We start from the raw sequence: 15,693 nt of genomic DNA on the forward strand, positions 1-15,693 counted from the left end.
TGGCGCCGCTCAGTACCGGGACCGAAGTAGCTTCCTGCGGCGCCGCGTTGTTCGCCGCGCCCATGGTCGGTCCCCGATGGTCGAGAAGGTCCAGACGGCGATCGCGACGGCCGCAACGGACAGCAGATCGGACACCGTGAGGCCGTGGGTGGCGTCGAATTCCCAGAGCACCTGGCCCTCGAGCGGGCCGTTGCCGAAGATCCAGACCACGGCGGCGACGACGGTGGCGCCAGCGGTCAGGTGGGAGGGGCGTGCGAGGCACAGTGTGGTCGCCGCGAACAGGAAGTTCATGAATACGAGGGGATAGAAGGGCAGCGCCATCCCGTCATTCTTCCAAGCTGCATCGGGCTCGCGCACGGCGCGGTCAGGCAACCGTGCGGTCGGGAGGGTCGTGCTTGCTCGTCGCGTTCTCCGTGGTAGGCAGTTCGCGCAGGTCTTTCTGCCGAATTGCCCGTCCGATGAGGATCGCGAGGGGCACGGACAGTGCTATCCACGCGAGCGCGATCCAGGCAATCCACCACACACTTCGAGTATGCCCGTCCCTGGACGCCTGCCCAAGGTCGGCTGATCGTCGCCGTTCGTGGGGACTGGTCGGTAGCCGGGTATTCGGAAAAATTACCTGGTCACCGCTGGTTTGCCGTACGAAGTTCGGGGCACCCCCTGGGTAGGGATTGGTTCTCTTTCTAGGAGGTGGGTGATGACGACACCAGGCATGTCGATCGAGAGACACCCTGATATCGCCGAGTTGCGGGCTCGCTACGACCGAGTCTCGGAACAGCCGATGACGCAGGTCACCGAGGGCCTGATGTTCATGGCGGGCCTCTACATGGCGGCGTCGCCGTGGATTGTCGGGTTCGCCAGCCAGTCTGGCCTGGCGATGTGCAATCTGCTGTCGGGTATTGCGGTGGCACTGCTCGCGGTCGGTTTCACGTCGGCCTACTCACGCACGCACGGCATGGCGTTTGTCGCGCCACTGCTCGGACTGTGGATGATCGTCAGCCCGTGGTTGGTCGTCGGAGTAACCACCACGGCGGGAATGATCTGGTCGAACGTGGTCTGCGGCATCGTCGTGTGTCTGCTGGGTCTCGGTATCACCGCCATGGGAATGGCGGACGGCGGCATGAGGATGAGGAGGAGGTAGACACGCACGTGCCCGCATGGGGATGGGGCACGAGCCGAAGAAGCGCCCGCCGGATCCGGTGGGCGCTTCGACTGCGTTCAGCTAATTCTGTTTGAGGAACGCGTCGTGCTCGTTGTGGGCGCGTTTGATGAGGTCCAGGAGTGCCGTTTCCTCGCGGACCATCTTCTTGAATTTCGGGTCGAGTTTCTTGAGTTGTTCTTCCTCGTTGATCAGCCTGTCGTACATGCGTTCGCGTTCGGCCATGTCGGCGGTGTAGTCGAGGTCGAGGTAGTTGACGGCGTGCCGGCGCGCGCCGGCGATGGTGGACTGCGCCCTGCCCTTCTTGCTGGCGAGCGATGCGATCACGGTGATCACGAGGATGCCGATGATGACGCCCAGCGACACGAAGGTGCTGATCTCGATGACGTCGACCGGTTCGCCACCGTTGACGAACGGCAGGTTGTTCTCGTGCAGTGCGTGCAGGATCAGCTTGACCCCGATGAACGCGAGGATCGCGGCGAGGCCGTACGACAGGTAGATGAGGCGGTCGAGGAGACCGTCGAGCAGGAAGTACAGCTGCCGCAGGCCCATCAGCGAGAACACGGTGGCGGTGAAGACGACGAAGACGTTCTGGGTGAGGCCGAAGATCGCGGGGATGGAGTCGAGGGCGAACAGGAGGTCGGTGCCGCCGATCGCCACCATCACCAGCAGCATCGGCGTCATCATCCGCTTGCCGTTCTCGACGGTGAACAGCTTGTCGCCGTCGTACTGCTCGGTGGTGTGCATGAATTTCTTCGCGATGCGGATGATGAAGTTGTCGGCCGAGTGCGAGTCCTCGGTCTCGGGTCGCAGCAGGTTGCCTGCGGTGATCAACAGGATGAGGCCGAAGAAGTAGAACACCCACGCGAACGAGTTGATGAGCGCGGCGCCGAGGAAGATGAACCCCGTCCGGGCGAAGATCGAGAACACGATGCCGAACAGCAGCACTTTCTGCTGGTCTTCGCGCGGCACCCGGAAGCTGGAGATGATGATGAGGAAGACGAAGAGGTTGTCGACGGACAGCGCCTTCTCCGTCACGTAGCCGGCGAAGTACTCGGTGCCCATGTCGACGCCGCCGAAGATCAGGACGGCGACACCGAAGATCAGGGCGAGTCCGACGTAGATCGACGACCAGATCGCCGCTTCCTTCAACGTCGGGATGTGCGCGTGGCGGACGTGGAAGAAGTAGTCGAACCCCAGGAGAGCGACGATCAGCACGATCGTCAGAATCCAGGCGAAGGGAGTTACATGCACCGTTTCTGCCTCTCCGTCGAAGCGAACGCTCTGCTGGCCAGCGTAACCCCGCACACGGCGCGACTTGGCAGAACCGGCGCGGTCGCCGGGACGGCCGCAGTTGCTGCCGCCCCGGCGACCGGGCTCAGTTCCGGTCTCCGAACACCGTCCGGTGCCAGTCCTTCCTCGCGGTTCCGGTGATGTCGGACATGACGTGCTTGACATTGGTGTACTCGTCGAGCGAGTACGTCGACATGTCCTTGCCGTAGCCGGACGCCTTGTAACCGCCGTGCGGCATTTCGCTGATGATCGGGATGTGGTCGTTGATCCACACGCAGCCCGCCGCGATGTTGCGGGAGGCGGTCTGCGCCCGGTACAGGTCCCTTGTCCACGCCGACGCCGCCAGCCCGAAGTCGGTGTCGTTGGCCAGCGCGATGCCGTCCGCGTCGTCGTCGAACGGCAGGACGACGAGGACGGGGCCGAAGATCTCGCGCTGCACGATCTCACTCGACTGGTCGGCGCCCACGACGAGCGTCGGCTCGTAGTAGAAGCCGGATGCGAGGTCGCCTCCGGGGACGGCACCGCCGCGGACGATCTTCGCCCCGGTGTCGCGGGCGCGGTCGACGAACCCGGCGACGTGCTGCTGCTGTTTCCGCGACACCAACGGGCCCATGTCGGTGCCGGGATCGGACGGGGCGCCGAGGTGGACGGTGTCCATGAGCGACGCGACGCCGGCGACGAAGTCGTCGTACAGCGGACGCTGCACGTAGGCGCGGGTGGCCGCGGTGCAGTCCTGGCCCGAGTTGATGAGGGCACCGGCGACGGCCCCGTTGATCGCCGCCTCGAGATCGGCGTCGTCGAAGACCACGAACGGGGCCTTCCCACCCAGTTCCAGGTGCAGTCGCTTGCCGGCCGCGGCGGCCGCGATCTGCCGTCCCACGGGAGTAGATCCGGTGAAGCTGACCATGCTCACGTCCCGGTGCGACACCAGCGCCGAACCGGTGGTCGCACCGCGGCCGGTGATGATGTTGACGACGCCGTCCGGCATTCCGGCGCGGGTCGCCGCCTCGGCGAACAGCAGTGACGTCAGGGGAGTGATCTCCGCAGGTTTGAGCACGATGGTGTTGCCGGCGGCGACGGCGGGCAGGATCTTCCACGCCGCCATCTGCAGTGGATAGTTCCACGGTGAGATCGACCCGATCACCCCGACGGGTTCCCGGCGGATGCTGGACGTGTGGTCGGGCGAGTACTCACCCGACGCCTTTCCCTCCAGATTGCGGGCCGCGCCGGCGAAGAACGACACGTTGTCGATCGATCCGGGGACGTCGAACTCGGTCGACAACTTGATCGGCTTGCCCGTTTGCCGGGTTTCGGTGGACGCCAGATCATCGGACATCTCGGTGAGTTCGGCGGCCCACCGCGTCAGGACGGCGGAACGCTCGCCCGGGCTCGTCGTCGACCATTGCGCGTACGCGGTCTTCGCGGTGGCGACCGCGTCGTCGACGTCGTCGACCGAGGCCTCGGTGCGCGACGAGATCACCTCACCGGTGGCCGGATCGAGCACCTCGTACCGTTCGGCCGCGGCGCCGTCCCGGTAGCGGCCGCCGACGTACATTCCGGGTAGGTCCTGGTGGTTCACAGGAGCGTCCAGGCTTCGGTGAGGACGCCGCGGAGGATGTTTTCGATTTCGTCGAATTCGGCCTGCCCGCAGATCAGCGGGGGTGCGAGTTGGATGACCGGGTCGCCGCGGTCGTCGGCGCGGCAGTACAGGCCGGCGTCGAACAGGGCGGTGGAGAGGAACCCGTGCAGCACCCGCTCGGCCTCGTCGTCGGTGAACGACTCCTTCGTGGTCTTGTCCTTGACCAGTTCGATGCCGTAGAAGAAGCCTTCCCCGCGCACGTCCCCGACCATCGGCAGATCCGTCAGCTTGTCGAGGGTGGCCCTGAACGCCGGCGCCTGCTCGGCGACGTGCGCGTTGAGGCCCTCGCGTTCGAAGAGGTCCAGGTTCGCCAGCGCCACCGCCGCGGAGACGGGGTGCCCGCCGAAGGTGTAGCCGTGCGCGAACATCGACGTCCCGTCGGCGAACGGTGCGAACAGCCGGTCGGAGGCGATCATCGCCCCGATCGGCGAGTACCCCGACGTCAGGCCCTTGGCGCAGGTGATGATGTCGGGCACGTACCCGAAGTCCTCGCACGCGAACATCGACCCGATCCGCCCGAACGCGCAGATCACCTCGTCCGAGACCAGCAGCACGTCGTACTCGTCGCAGATCTGCCGGACCCGCTCGAAGTAGCCGGGCGGCGGTGGGAAGCAGCCGCCGGCGTTCTGCACCGGTTTGAGGAAGACGGCGGCGACGGTGTCGGGGCCCTCGAATTCGATGGCCTCGGCGATCCGGTCGGCGGCCCAGATCCCGAACGCCTTCGGGTCGGTGCCGAGGGGGTCGGGGGCGCGGTAGATGTTGGTGTTGGGGACCCGGAACGCGCCGGGGGTGAGCGGTTCGAACGGCGCCTTCAGCGCCGGGATGCCGGTGATCGCCAGGGCTCCTTGGGGGGTGCCGTGGTAGGCGATGGAGCGGGAGATGACCTTGTGTTTGCCGGGTTTGCCGACCTTCTTGAAGTACTGTTTGGCCAGTTTCCAGGCGCTTTCGACGGCCTCGCCGCCGCCGGTGGTGAAGAACACCCGGTTCAGATCGCCGGGGGCGTAGCCGGCGAGGCGTTCGGCGAGTTCGATGGCCGGTTCGGTGGCGTAGGACCAGAGCGGGAAGAACGCCAACTGTTCGGCCTGTTTGGCGGCGGCCTCGGCGAGCTCGGCCCGGCCGTGCCCGGCCTGCACCACGAACAGCCCGGACAGCCCGTCGAGGTAACTCTTCCCGGTGGTGTCGAAGATCCGGGCGCCGTCGCCGCGGGCGATGATCGGCGGGGTGATGTTGTCCCCGTGCCGGGAGAAATGCCCCCACAGGTGGCGGCGGGCGGAGGCTTCGAGGTCCGCGGTAGTGCGCGACGAGGTGGTTTCCGTAATCATCGGGTTCCCCAATCATATTGCTGCTTGACAAGTTTCAGGTACACCATCGTCTCGGTGCCGAGCACGCCGGGAATGGTGCGAATCTCTTTGTTGAGCACGGTCAGGAGGTGGTCGTCGTTTTCGCACACGATTTCGGCCAGGATGTCGTAGGCGCCTGCCGTCAGCACGACGTAGTCGATGGCGTCGACGTCGGCGAGCCGGGCGGCGATCTCGGTGACGTCACCCGAGCAGCGGATCCCGACCATGGCCTGGCGGGAGAATCCCACCTGCACGGGGTCGGTGACCGCGACGATCTGGGTGACGCCGGTGTCGATCAGCTTCTGCACGCGTTGGCGTACAGCCGCTTCCGACAATCCGACGACCTTGCCGATGGCCGCGTACGACCGTCGTCCATCCTCTTGAAGTTGCTCGATGATCTGCTTGGACACGGGATCGAGAGACGCGGGCTGCTCAGACATGCTCGAATCCTCCCTTGCTCACTGTGTCGAAGACAATCGGTGGTCACTGTGTCGAAGACAATCGGCTCGGACATTGTCGGAACTATCGCCTCTTCCCGGTGGCTTCGGCGCTCATTGCTCGGGCACCTTCACTTCTGTGTCGGCGGTGAGGGTGCGTCCGCGGAAGAAGTTCCCGGTGCCGGTGGCGAAACACAGCAACATCAGGGGGATTCCGACGACCAGCATTCCGACGCCGAGAACGAATACGCCGCCGAACGGGCCGAACGCGGTGAATCCGTAGTCGGGACGCAGCATGTCGACGGCGCTCTGCATGAAGGCCCACGTCATGGAGAGGGCGCCGAGCAGCGGGAAGATGCCGCGCATGAACAGATTCCGGGCCGAGTCGAACAGCGTCCGCCGGAAATACCAGACGCACGCGTACGCGGTGATCCCGTAGTAGAACGCGACGGCGAGCCCTAGCGAGGCCACCGAATCCTGCAACGCGTTGGAACTGGCGAACGACAGCACCAGGTAGAACAGCAGCGCCGCCGCCCCCATGACGAGGGTTCCGAAGCCGGGCGTCATGTATCGGGGGTGCACGGACGCGAACCGTTTCGGCAGCGCCTCGTAGACCGCCATCGACAGCGTTCCGCGCGCCGTCGGCAGGATGGTCGTCTGGGTGGAGGAGAGCGCGGAGATCGACACCGTCAGCAGCAACAGCGACGCGGCCACCGGCCCCGCGACCGGACCGCCCAGGGTGGTCAGCACGTCGTCGACGTTCTCGGGGTTGTTCAGTCCGATCCCGGTGTCGCCGAACCCGGCGAACGACTGGACCGCGTATCCGACCAGGACGTACGTGGCCACGAGGATGACCGTGGTCAGCACCGCGGCACGGCCCGGCGTCCGCTCGGAATCCTTCGTCTCCTCACCCACGGCGAGGCAGGCGTCCCACCCCCAGTAGATGAAGATGCACAGGATGATCGCCTGTGCGGCACTGGACATCGAGACACCGGTCGGGATGATCCAGTCGAGTTGCGGGGTGACCGCCTGAGGGCCGGCGGTGCCGCCGAACACCTTCGACAACGCGAGGACGCTCACGCCGATGAGGACGGCGAACTGCACGGCGATCAGGACGTTCTGCAGCCGTTCGCTGATGAGGATGCCGCGGAAACTGACGTACGTCATGGCCGCGATGAAGAAGCATCCCAGCAGCACCTTCGCGGCCAGCGACTCGGCTGCCGCGTGCAACCCGAGCACCTCGAACAGGTAGATCGCCGCGATCTCCGCGGTGTTGGCGAGGACGATGATGGCGGACACGGCGAGCCCCCACCCCGCCATCCAGCCCACCCACGGACCGAACGCCTTGGTACCCCACGTGAACGAGGTCCCGCAGTCCGGGGTGTCCCGATTCAGCTCGCGGTAGGCGAACGCCGTGAGCAGCATCGGAATGAAGGCGACGAGGAACATCGACGGCGCCTTCTCGCCGACCGCGAGCACGACGTATCCCAGCGTCGCGGCGAGGCTGTAGGCCGGCGCGACGGACGAAAGCCCGATCACCGTGTTGCCGATCAATCCCAGTGCGCCGCTGTTGAGTCCCTTCGCGGGGCCGAGCGGATCGGGGGTCTGGGTCTTCAAGGGGGGTGGTTCGGCAATGCTCATTCATACTCCCTCGAGGTGTGGCTGCGGGTGTGAGTGCCCGGGCAGTTGTGATGAAGGGGTGCAGTGGTTTTCGTGGCTACGCGTCCGGGGCGGCGAGGAATACCTTCCGCAGCGTGTCGCGCACGATCCACCGGGTCTTCTGACCGGCCCGCACGCGAACGACACTTCCCGGACCGAGGTCGAGATCCGGGGTGCCGTCCTCGAACTGCACGGTCGCGTCGCCGCTGAGCACCACGAACACCTCGTCGATCTCGACGTCGCAGGAGACGCTGGGATCGATCTCCCACACGCCGACGGTGACGCCGGCGAAGTCGCCGAGCACTCGTTCGCCGACCATCGGCGCTCCCTCTCCGACGACCTGGTCGGCGGGCAGGCGGTGGTAGGTGAGATCGGCGGTCCGAGCCGCGGTGTGCGGTCCGGAAAGCCAGGACTCGTCGGTGTGGACGGCGGTCACGAATCGAATCCCAGGCCGACGGCGTCGAGGGCCTTGAGGAAGACGTTCCGTCGGCCTTCGTTGTGGTCGGCGCGATCGAGCGACCACCGGGTGGCGTTGATGCCCGCCGCCGCCAACGGCTCCGGCGGGAAGGGGAGGGGCATGTCCTTCACCAGCGCCAACTCGGTCAGGGCCGTCTTCTCGCCGGCGACCTTGTCGAGCATGACGTTCGCCGCGAAGCGGGAGGCGCCGACGCCGAGACCGGTGAACCCGGCAGCGTAGGCAATCCGCCCCTTCGCCGCGGAACCGAAGAACGAGCAGAAGCGCGTCGACGTGTCGATGACACCGCCCCACCGGTGCGTGAACTCGAGACCCTCGAGCTGGGGAAACGTGGTGAAGAAGTGCCGCGCGAGCGTCGCATGGGACTCGGGTCGGTCTTCGAGGTCGTGGTTCAGGCCGCGCCCGAAGTGGTAGATGGCGTCGTAGCCGCCCCAGAGAATCCTGTTGTCCCGGGTGAGCCGGTAGTAGTGGAACTGGTTGGACATGTCGGCGATGCCCTGCCGGGCAGACCATCCCACGTCCGACAGCTGGGCGTCGGACAGCGGTTCGGTCATCAGGACGTAGTCGTACACCGGGACCGTGTGCAGCCGGTACCGCTTCAGCAGCGACGGAAACGCGTTGGTTGCCAAGATCACTCGGTCCGCCGACAGGGTCGCGCGGGCCGTCCGGACGCCAACCTTGGACGACGAGCGTGATCGGACGAGGTCGAGAACCTTGGTGTGTTCGTGGATGTCGACGCCGTGCTCCGCGCAGACCCGGCCGAGTTCGGTGGCGAGCTTGGCCGGATGCACCAGCGCGGTGGACGTCTTGTCCCACACCCCGGCCAGGTACGTCGGCGAGTTCACCTGCGCGCGCATCGCGGGCCCGTCCAGCACCGTGGTCGTGGCGCTCGGCGGGGTGCCGAGCGCTTCCTCGGCCTGGTAGTCGGCGATGGCAACCGAGATGGCGCCGTTCCGTTCGAAATCGCAGTCCAGACCGAGGGTATGGACGGTCTTCTCGATGGCGTCGAGGTTCTCGAGGCCGAGCGATTCGAGGGTGTCGATCTCCTCCGGCCAGCGCCGGCGGCCGTTCTCGCTGCCGTGGGTCAGGCTGGCCTCGACGAATCCGCCGTTACGACCGGATGCGGCCCACCCGATCGTCTCGCCCTCCACGAGGGCGACGGACAGTTCGGGGTGGCGTTGCTTGGCGAGGAGAGCGCTCCACAGTCCGGTGTATCCACCGCCGACGACCACCAGGTCGTATGCGGCGTCGGCCGTGGCGGACGGGTAGGTGGGGGTGTCGGCGACGTCCTCGATCCAGAACGGTGCCAACCGGGTGCGCCGGAGCGCATGGTCGACGACCGTGGCGTTCGGTTGTTGCTTCTCGAACACTGTCTGCAGCATGTAGCACCTTTGTCGATGGACTGACCGAAGGTGACGTGTGAGGCACGTCACCGTGACCCATCCTGACGCGGCGGCGCCACTATTTCAATAGCCAGTGACGAAATTTGTTACCGATTTCGTTGTGTATGTCTGTTTTGGGAACCGAATCGGTTGTCGAGATCGGCCGAAGCGGAACTGCTGGCCGTCAGCGCGCGAGCTTGCCGAGGTGCAGCGACACCGAGCGGACCGGGCTGATCCTCGCCTCGTCGCCGGACTTGACGGCGTGGATCGTGCCGAATTCGACGGTCTCGTCGGGGTAGCTGCCCGCGAAGGCGTAGGCGTAGTAGGTGCCCGCGACCGCATTACCCGGGACCGTGTACGTGATGGCCTCCTCGAGGACCTCGCCGGGTTGCAGGTCGACGTCGATCGGCCCGAAGAACGGATCGCTGGTCCGGTTGTCGGGCGACACGGCGCTCACCCAGACCTGGCCGGTGTACGGGCGATCGTCGGGTGCCTCGACGAGCATGGTGGCGTCGACGGTCCCGCCGTCCGCGGGCAGCGTCGTGTCCGAGTCGGCGCGCAGCGTGACCCGCACCGGCAGATCCGTGTCGGGGTTTGCCGGCCCGGTCGACGCGGGTGAACCGTCGCCGACCTCGGGCCAGCCGTTCGCCCAGACGATCCGGTCGATCATCCCCTCGCGGCGCCGGGCTCCGCTGGGCAGATCCCGGTTGTCGCGCGGAATGGCGTGGTACACGATCCAATCCGCGCCCGCGTCGTCGGAGACCACCGTGTTGTGGCCCGGCCCGGCCCACGGTTCGCTGCCGGCGAGGATGAGGGCGCCGCCACCGTCGTTGAGGTCCTGGCCTTTCCGGTCGAGGTATGGCCCGGTGAGTGATTCGGACCGGCCGACGAGGACGCGGTAGGCGGTGTCGGCGCCGTTGCAGCAGTTGCCTGCCGAGAGGAACAGGTAGTAGTAGCCGTCGTGGAATTCGACGTAGGGGCCTTCGAAGCGTTCGTCGGCGACGCGGACGGGTTCGCCGGCTGCTGCCGTTCCGTCGGCGCTGAGCGGGATGGCGTGCACGCCCTGGAAGTTGCCGACGAACATCGTCTTCGTCGTCCCGTCGTCCCACACGAACGGGTCGATGGTGCCGCCGACACCGACGTCGTGGGCGCAGAAGACGGGCCGGCCGAGGTCGTTCCACGGTCCGGTGGGGCTGTCGGCGGTGGCGAGACCGATGCAGGGATTCGCCTCGTCGTAGAGCGAGTAGTAGAGGCTGTAGCGGCCGTCGGTTTCGAGGACGTTCGGAGCCCACGCCAGCTTGCCGTCCGGATGCCACGCGGGCCGGTCGGGGAAGACGTCGCCGAGGTACATCCAGTCCATCAGGTCGGCGGACTTGAAGATCGACATGTTGTGCATGCCCTGGCCGTCGCCCCAGTCGTCGGCCGTCGTGTACATGTAGAACATGCCGTCGGAGGCGCGGACGACGCTCGGGTCGGCGGCCACCGGTTGCACGATGGCTTCGGCCGTTGCCGACGGGGCAGGCGCAAGCGTGAGGACGAGCAGCGTCAGGGCCGCGGTGATCCACCCGCGCCGCGGCAGGTGCCGGGTACGGGGCCCGTCCAACCCGGATCTGTGCAGCGCAGCATCGTCCGTGTCCACGTTGCTCCCAACCTCGGCCGCCCGGAATGCGCAAATCTATAAGGGTGAGGTCGAGGTTGAGAACGGTTCCGGCTCGCTGGCGCCGGACTGCAACCGAACCGTGTTCTGCCGGCGGTGTCAGGCGGTGGGTTCGAGCAGGACCAGAGGGATCTCGCGATCCGTGCGCTTCTGGTAGCCCGCGTAGCCCTTGTAGGCGGCGGTCACCTGCGGCCACAGACGGGCCCGCTCCTCGGGGGTTGCCATGCGGGCGCGCATGGACTGTGCGGGCTGCCCCTGGACCGAGAGCTGGACCACCGGGTTGGCCTGCAGATTGAGGAACCACGCGGGGTGGCGGTCGTCGCCGCCGCGTGAGGCTACGACGACTCGGGTGTCGCCCTCGGTCACCGGCACGGTCAGCATGACGCTGTGCACCTTCCCGGTCTTGCGGCCGACGGTCGTCAACTCCACCGCCGGCATCTTGCCGAAATTCTTCCCCACTCGCCCGCCGGTGATGCGCAGGACAGCGCGGTGCAGAGCGTTCATGAACTTGAGTCCGCGGTCGGAAGGCATGCCGTCAAGCCTAATGGTGTCGGCGTCCGTGCACTCTTCGATTCGGCCGCGTCCACGCCCGGTGCGGCGCTGCCATCGAGCCCGGCCGGTCGGGCTCGACTGCGCGCCCGCGGTTAGTTCCCGGCGGGAGTGGCAGCGCCGCCATCCGATTCATCGACTAATTTCATTCGCCGCGTCACGAAGCAGGCGGCGATTCGCGCCTACCGTTGGTTGATCCAACCAATTCGATCCGACGAGAAGACGAACGAGGGATCGTTGAGTACGACGTACTGTCCGGGAGGCGAGCCTTGCGGATTATCGAAACAGACGTCGCCACTGGCAGTTCCGCCCGGTGCTACCTCGCCCGAGTTCAGTTGGTTTTCGGTCCCGGTGAAAGAAGAATTGCGAATAGCTCCCGCCGGATCTTGCAGCTTCCAGTCGAAGGTATTGAAGCTCGCGGAGGTGTTTCCAGCGTTGTTGATCGTGATTGTTGTGCAGAGGTAAGGCGTTGAGAACGTGGTGGTGTCGAACAGTGGTGTTGTCGTAGTGGCGACGTCGTCAAGGGTGACCGAGTCTCCTGCGTTCGCTGCGGTGTCGCCGCTCTGCTTTCCGGGAAAGGTCAACCCGCTGTCGGCCGGCTGGTTGTCCCCACCGCCGCCGGACGTCACGGTGGCGTCGTCCCCTCCGCTCATTCCCGCGATGATCGCGAAACAGCCGCCGAAAAACAGCACGACTACGCCGATCAGAATCCAGGGCCAAACCCGACGCTTCTTCGGCGGCGGTTGCTGGTAATACCCCTGAGGTGGGTAGCCAGGCGGGTATTGGCCGGGTGGGTATTGGCCGGGAGGATACGATCCCGGCCGTCCAGGCTGGTGTTCAGCGTTGGGCGGCGGTGGTTGATCGGACATATGAGTTCCTTGGTCGCGAGGGGTTTTGTGATTCACATCACATATCGCGAACTCGGCCTCGGTGTTACCTGGGCGCCCCGGCGCGAGTGTGCAGAGGCCGGCTTTCGGTACCAGGCCATCAAGTTGCAGGCAGGTTTGAATGGCAATGGCTGCCTTCCATGTCCGACACCGCGTGTAGTCCGCATCGGATTCGCGAAGACCGCATCCGTAGGTGCCGCGACGGGCCAGCAATTCTGTTCCGCCGCTAATGCCCGGTTATTGCGACGTTCGGTTCCTCCGCTCGTCCGTGCTCACTGAGACGAGTTCGCTCGGGCCGATACCGGCCTCACCGGCGATTCCGGCGAGTTCCGCGCCGACCGACTCGTGCGGCTCGTCGGGTGTGGGCTTCTTCTGCGGGCCGGTGAGCAGCGAGGCGATTCCCCCGATCACGCACGCGACGATCGCGAATGCGAACGCCATGGCCAGACCGTCGGCGAACGGCCCCGAGATCAGTTGGGGGAAGAAATCCAGGCCGGTCAGGTGTGCCTGCTGCTGCTCGCTGAGTGCGGACAGGTTCGGTCCGAGCAGTTCCTGGATCGGGTTGACGCCGAGGAACGCCGCGAACAAGACGGCGACGGCGGGCAGGTTCGCGATCTGGGTGGCCTGCGCCGCGGGCACCCCGTTCGCGATCAGTCCGTCGCTCATCGCCGCCGGAAGGTTGGAGCTGAGTCCGGCGATCATGAGACTGAAGAAGAATCCGATCGACAGCACCATTGCCGCGTTCTGGAAGGTCGTCATCATGCCCGCGCCGACGCCGCGCGCGTCGGCGGGAAGGCTGTTCATCACCTCCGCCCGGTTCGGTGCGGAGAACATCCCCATGCCGATGCCGTTGATCAGCAGAATTGCGGCGAACGCCCAGTACTCGAAATTGACCGGCAGTGCGATCAGCATTCCGAAGGTTCCCGCGGTGACGAACATGCCGACGCTGGTGAACCACTTGGTGCCGAACCTGTCGGAGATGACCCCGGAAACCGGCGCCGACATCAGGAATCCGATGGTCATCGGCAGCATGTAGATGCCCGCCCACAGCGGGGTGCGGCTGTAGTCGTAGCCGTGCTGCGGCAGCCAGATGCCCTGGAGCCAGATGATCAGGATGAACTGCAGCCCGCCGCGGCCGAGCGACGCGACCAGATTGGCGATGTTGCCCCAGGTGAACGACTTGATCTGGAACAGGTGGAGGTTGAACAGGGGATTGGCGACCTTCGTCTCGATGACGCAGAAGGCCGCGAGGACGGCGAGACCGCCGATGAGGCACCACAGCACCAGCGGACTGGTCCAGCCCATCGACGAGGAGCCGTACGGCTGGATGCCGTAGGTGATGCCGACCAGGACGGCGATCAATCCGACGGCGAACGTGATGTTTCCCCACCAGTCGATGTCGGCGTGCCGGCGGACGCCGGTGTCGCGGAGTTTCAGGTACGCCCAGATCGTGCCGACCACGCCGAACGGCACCGAGACGAGGAAGATCAGATTCCAGTGGATCGGCGCGAGAATGCCGCCGATGAGCAGTCCGAGGAACGATCCGGAGATCGCGGCGACACCGTTGATGCCGAGCGCGAGCCCGCGCTGATCGGCTGGGAAGGCGTCGGTGAGGATTGCCGACGAGTTCGCCATCAGGAAGGCGCCGCCCACGCCCTGGACGACGCGCCACCCGATGAGCCACAGTGCGGCCTCGGAGCCGTCGAACCACGTCACAGCCAGGAAGATCGAGGCGATCGTGAACACGGCGAAACCCATGTTGTACATCCGTGCGCGGCCGAACATGTCGCCGAGGCGTCCGAAGCTCACCACCAGCACGGCCGTCACCACGAGGAAGCCCATCATCATCCACAGCAGGTAGCTCGTGTTGCCGGGTTCGAGCGGATTGAGGTGAATGCCCTTGAAGATGTCGGGGAGCGCGATCAGCACGATCGACGAGTTGATCGTCGCCACCAACATGCCGAGGGTGGTGTTCGACAACGCAATCCACTTGTAGTGCGGGCCGAGTTCGTCGAGCGCCGTGGTGCGTTCATCGTTCGGGACAGCAGGTTCTTGCGTGTGCGAGACCAAGGAGTTTCACCTCTGGACTTTCATAGTTTTCAAAAGTAAGTAAATGGAAAGCAAAGTGTTCGGCTGTCGTGTTCGTGCTTGCGGATGACATTCGGCTGACCGTGGCATCGTCCAGTCGGAGATGCCCGGTTTGTCCGTTATGCCGGTGTCGCTCAATCGGTTACGTCGAGCGACGTGGATCAGCTTTGGATGATACGACGTCTCGATCGGCCCCGCAGTCCCAGGTGCTGTGACGTCACCGTCGGCCGATCGGGGGACAGCGGAATCATCTGATTCTCGGCCCGATCGGGGGACGGTCGTGAGGTCCGATCCGCGACAGGATGATCTTCATCCGGGGGGCCGGAAACAGGATGAGGACGATGTCGACGATTGCGAGCACGACCCTGGCCGAGTTGGCATCCGAGTGGTGCACCGAGGCGGAGATTCAGGTGCAGGCATCGCCTGCGTCGGGCGGACGGAACACGACGCGGAGTGTGTTGTTCATCGGCAACCCGTCCACCGTCACCGAGGTGACGCATTGGGCTGCCGTGCGGCACTGGACGGTGGAGCAGGGGCTGAAACCCGTCCGCGAATTCCGCGGCAACGTGGTGTGCGCGATCGTCACCGAGGCCGTCGCCGACGGCACTTGCCCATCGGCGGATGCGGCGGTGGTGCAGCGTGCACGCGCCCGCGGCGTGGACTGCATCCCCGTCTACGACATCGAGCCGTGGGGAACCGCCCGGTTGTCGTGCGTACGGCCGTCTACGCCGGTTCGGTGAGCGCCCGCTGGGCGGCGGGCCAGAACTCGAATCCCGCGGTCATCAGTCCGCCGAGGCCGATGATGACCACTGCGGCGTCGACGCTCGTCCGCCCCTCCTTCGCCCAGTAGACGTCTTCGAGGTCGAGCAGCAAGGCCAGTTCGTCGACGATGAGCGCGGTGCCGACGCCGTACGAGATCGGGACCGTCGGATGTCGGCGTTGCTTCTCGGAGCCGCGCACCGCCACGGCTCCCACTCCGGCAAGCGCGGCGATGCCGAGGTTGTAATGGTGGAAATGGCGGCCGTGGAGACTCAACCCACCGCCCGTCGGCCCGTGCCCGCGCCTGATCCAGTGCGTCAACGCCCGCACCCCCGCGAACGTCGCCGTGAACGCCGCCCACGACACTAC

The 15,693-nt window shown here is 65.9% G+C and carries 16 protein-coding genes; 2 read left to right on the forward strand and 14 right to left on the reverse strand.

What is annotated here, in order from left to right:
- Positions 1-9: 9 nt before the first annotated feature.
- Positions 10-321, reverse strand: a complete 312-nt coding sequence (locus ACFU5V_RS04425; protein WP_378697175.1) for a hypothetical protein — start codon at positions 319-321, stop codon at positions 10-12.
- Positions 322-364: 43 nt separating this feature from the next.
- Positions 365-523: a hypothetical protein gene (locus tag ACFU5V_RS04430; protein WP_378431700.1), complete on the reverse strand. Its 159-nt coding sequence runs from the start codon at positions 521-523 to the stop codon at positions 365-367.
- A gap of 174 nt (positions 524-697) precedes the next feature.
- Here ACFU5V_RS04430 and ACFU5V_RS04435 point away from each other — a divergent pair, with 174 nt between their 5' ends.
- The gene (locus tag ACFU5V_RS04435) at positions 698-1,141 is read left to right on the forward strand and encodes an SPW repeat protein (RefSeq protein ID WP_072937494.1); all 444 of its coding nucleotides are present in this window, start codon (positions 698-700) and stop codon (positions 1,139-1,141) included.
- A gap of 81 nt (positions 1,142-1,222) precedes the next feature.
- Here the strand turns inward: ACFU5V_RS04435 and ACFU5V_RS04440 are convergent, their stop codons facing one another.
- The 11 genes from ACFU5V_RS04440 to ACFU5V_RS04490 form a co-directional block, all read right to left on the reverse strand.
- Positions 1,223-2,413 (reverse strand): TerC family protein, encoded by a 1,191-nt coding sequence (locus ACFU5V_RS04440; protein WP_378431747.1) that lies wholly within the window; start codon positions 2,411-2,413, stop codon positions 1,223-1,225.
- A gap of 124 nt (positions 2,414-2,537) precedes the next feature.
- Positions 2,538-4,031, reverse strand: a complete 1,494-nt coding sequence (locus ACFU5V_RS04445) for a gamma-aminobutyraldehyde dehydrogenase (protein ID WP_378697177.1) — start codon at positions 4,029-4,031, stop codon at positions 2,538-2,540.
- The gene (locus ACFU5V_RS04450) at positions 4,028-5,413 is read right to left on the reverse strand and encodes an aspartate aminotransferase family protein (protein ID WP_378697179.1); all 1,386 of its coding nucleotides are present in this window, start codon (positions 5,411-5,413) and stop codon (positions 4,028-4,030) included. Before ACFU5V_RS04450 ends, ACFU5V_RS04445 begins: the two co-directional genes overlap by 4 nt.
- Complete coding sequence (locus ACFU5V_RS04455; RefSeq protein ID WP_124391986.1) at positions 5,410-5,871, reverse strand: Lrp/AsnC family transcriptional regulator; 462 nt, start codon at positions 5,869-5,871, stop codon at positions 5,410-5,412. The genes ACFU5V_RS04450 and ACFU5V_RS04455 overlap by 4 nt, the downstream gene beginning before the upstream one ends.
- A gap of 111 nt (positions 5,872-5,982) precedes the next feature.
- Positions 5,983-7,509, reverse strand: coding sequence for an APC family permease (locus ACFU5V_RS04460; RefSeq protein WP_378697181.1), 1,527 nt, complete (start codon positions 7,507-7,509; stop codon positions 5,983-5,985).
- Between the two features lie 76 nt (positions 7,510-7,585).
- Positions 7,586-7,963, reverse strand: a complete 378-nt coding sequence (locus tag ACFU5V_RS04465; protein ID WP_378697183.1) for a cupin domain-containing protein — start codon at positions 7,961-7,963, stop codon at positions 7,586-7,588.
- Positions 7,960-9,384, reverse strand: a complete 1,425-nt coding sequence (locus tag ACFU5V_RS04470) for an NAD(P)/FAD-dependent oxidoreductase (protein ID WP_378697185.1) — start codon at positions 9,382-9,384, stop codon at positions 7,960-7,962. The genes ACFU5V_RS04465 and ACFU5V_RS04470 overlap by 4 nt, the downstream gene beginning before the upstream one ends.
- 184 nt (positions 9,385-9,568) lie before the next feature.
- Positions 9,569-11,023, reverse strand: a complete 1,455-nt coding sequence (locus tag ACFU5V_RS04475; RefSeq protein WP_378697187.1) for a family 43 glycosylhydrolase — start codon at positions 11,021-11,023, stop codon at positions 9,569-9,571.
- A 117-nt stretch (positions 11,024-11,140) separates the two neighbouring features.
- A complete protein-coding gene (locus tag ACFU5V_RS04480; protein ID WP_378697189.1) occupies positions 11,141-11,572 on the reverse strand; it encodes a nitroreductase/quinone reductase family protein in 432 nt (143 codons plus the stop codon).
- Between the two features lie 200 nt (positions 11,573-11,772).
- Positions 11,773-12,459, reverse strand: coding sequence for a DUF4352 domain-containing protein (locus tag ACFU5V_RS04485; RefSeq protein ID WP_378697191.1), 687 nt, complete (start codon positions 12,457-12,459; stop codon positions 11,773-11,775).
- Between the two features lie 255 nt (positions 12,460-12,714).
- A complete protein-coding gene (locus tag ACFU5V_RS04490; protein WP_378697193.1) occupies positions 12,715-14,547 on the reverse strand; it encodes an MFS transporter in 1,833 nt (610 codons plus the stop codon).
- Between the two features lie 359 nt (positions 14,548-14,906).
- Here ACFU5V_RS04490 and ACFU5V_RS04495 point away from each other — a divergent pair, with 359 nt between their 5' ends.
- Positions 14,907-15,305 carry a hypothetical protein gene (locus ACFU5V_RS04495; protein WP_378697195.1) on the forward strand — a complete coding sequence of 133 codons (399 nt, stop codon included), beginning with the start codon at positions 14,907-14,909 and terminating at the stop codon, positions 15,303-15,305.
- On the opposite strand, the gene ACFU5V_RS04500 is transcribed toward ACFU5V_RS04495, so the two are convergent.
- A partial coding sequence (locus ACFU5V_RS04500; protein ID WP_378697197.1) for a hypothetical protein occupies positions 15,289-15,693 on the reverse strand: 405 nt, incomplete at its 5' end. The two genes, ACFU5V_RS04495 and ACFU5V_RS04500, sit on opposite strands and share 17 nt — an antisense overlap.

Source organism: Rhodococcus sp. NPDC057529, from assembly GCF_042802055.1.
Classification (GTDB): Bacteria; Actinomycetota; Actinomycetes; order Mycobacteriales; family Mycobacteriaceae; genus Rhodococcus_F.

Coding starts and splice junctions, on each gene's coding strand:
- ACFU5V_RS04485 (WP_378697191.1), bottom strand. CDS start 12,459: ATGTCCGATCAACCACCGCCGCCCAACGCTGAACACCAGCCTGGACGG.
- ACFU5V_RS04480 (WP_378697189.1), bottom strand. CDS start 11,572: ATGCCTTCCGACCGCGGACTCAAGTTCATGAACGCTCTGCACCGCGCT.
- ACFU5V_RS04455 (WP_124391986.1), bottom strand. CDS start 5,871: ATGTCTGAGCAGCCCGCGTCTCTCGATCCCGTGTCCAAGCAGATCATC.
- ACFU5V_RS04460 (WP_378697181.1), bottom strand. CDS start 7,509: ATGAGCATTGCCGAACCACCCCCCTTGAAGACCCAGACCCCCGATCCG.
- ACFU5V_RS04435 (WP_072937494.1), top strand. CDS start 698: ATGACGACACCAGGCATGTCGATCGAGAGACACCCTGATATCGCCGAG.
- ACFU5V_RS04495 (WP_378697195.1), top strand. CDS start 14,907: ATGTCGACGATTGCGAGCACGACCCTGGCCGAGTTGGCATCCGAGTGG.
- ACFU5V_RS04470 (WP_378697185.1), bottom strand. CDS start 9,384: ATGCTGCAGACAGTGTTCGAGAAGCAACAACCGAACGCCACGGTCGTC.
- ACFU5V_RS04450 (WP_378697179.1), bottom strand. CDS start 5,413: ATGATTACGGAAACCACCTCGTCGCGCACTACCGCGGACCTCGAAGCC.
- ACFU5V_RS04425 (WP_378697175.1), bottom strand. CDS start 321: ATGGCGCTGCCCTTCTATCCCCTCGTATTCATGAACTTCCTGTTCGCG.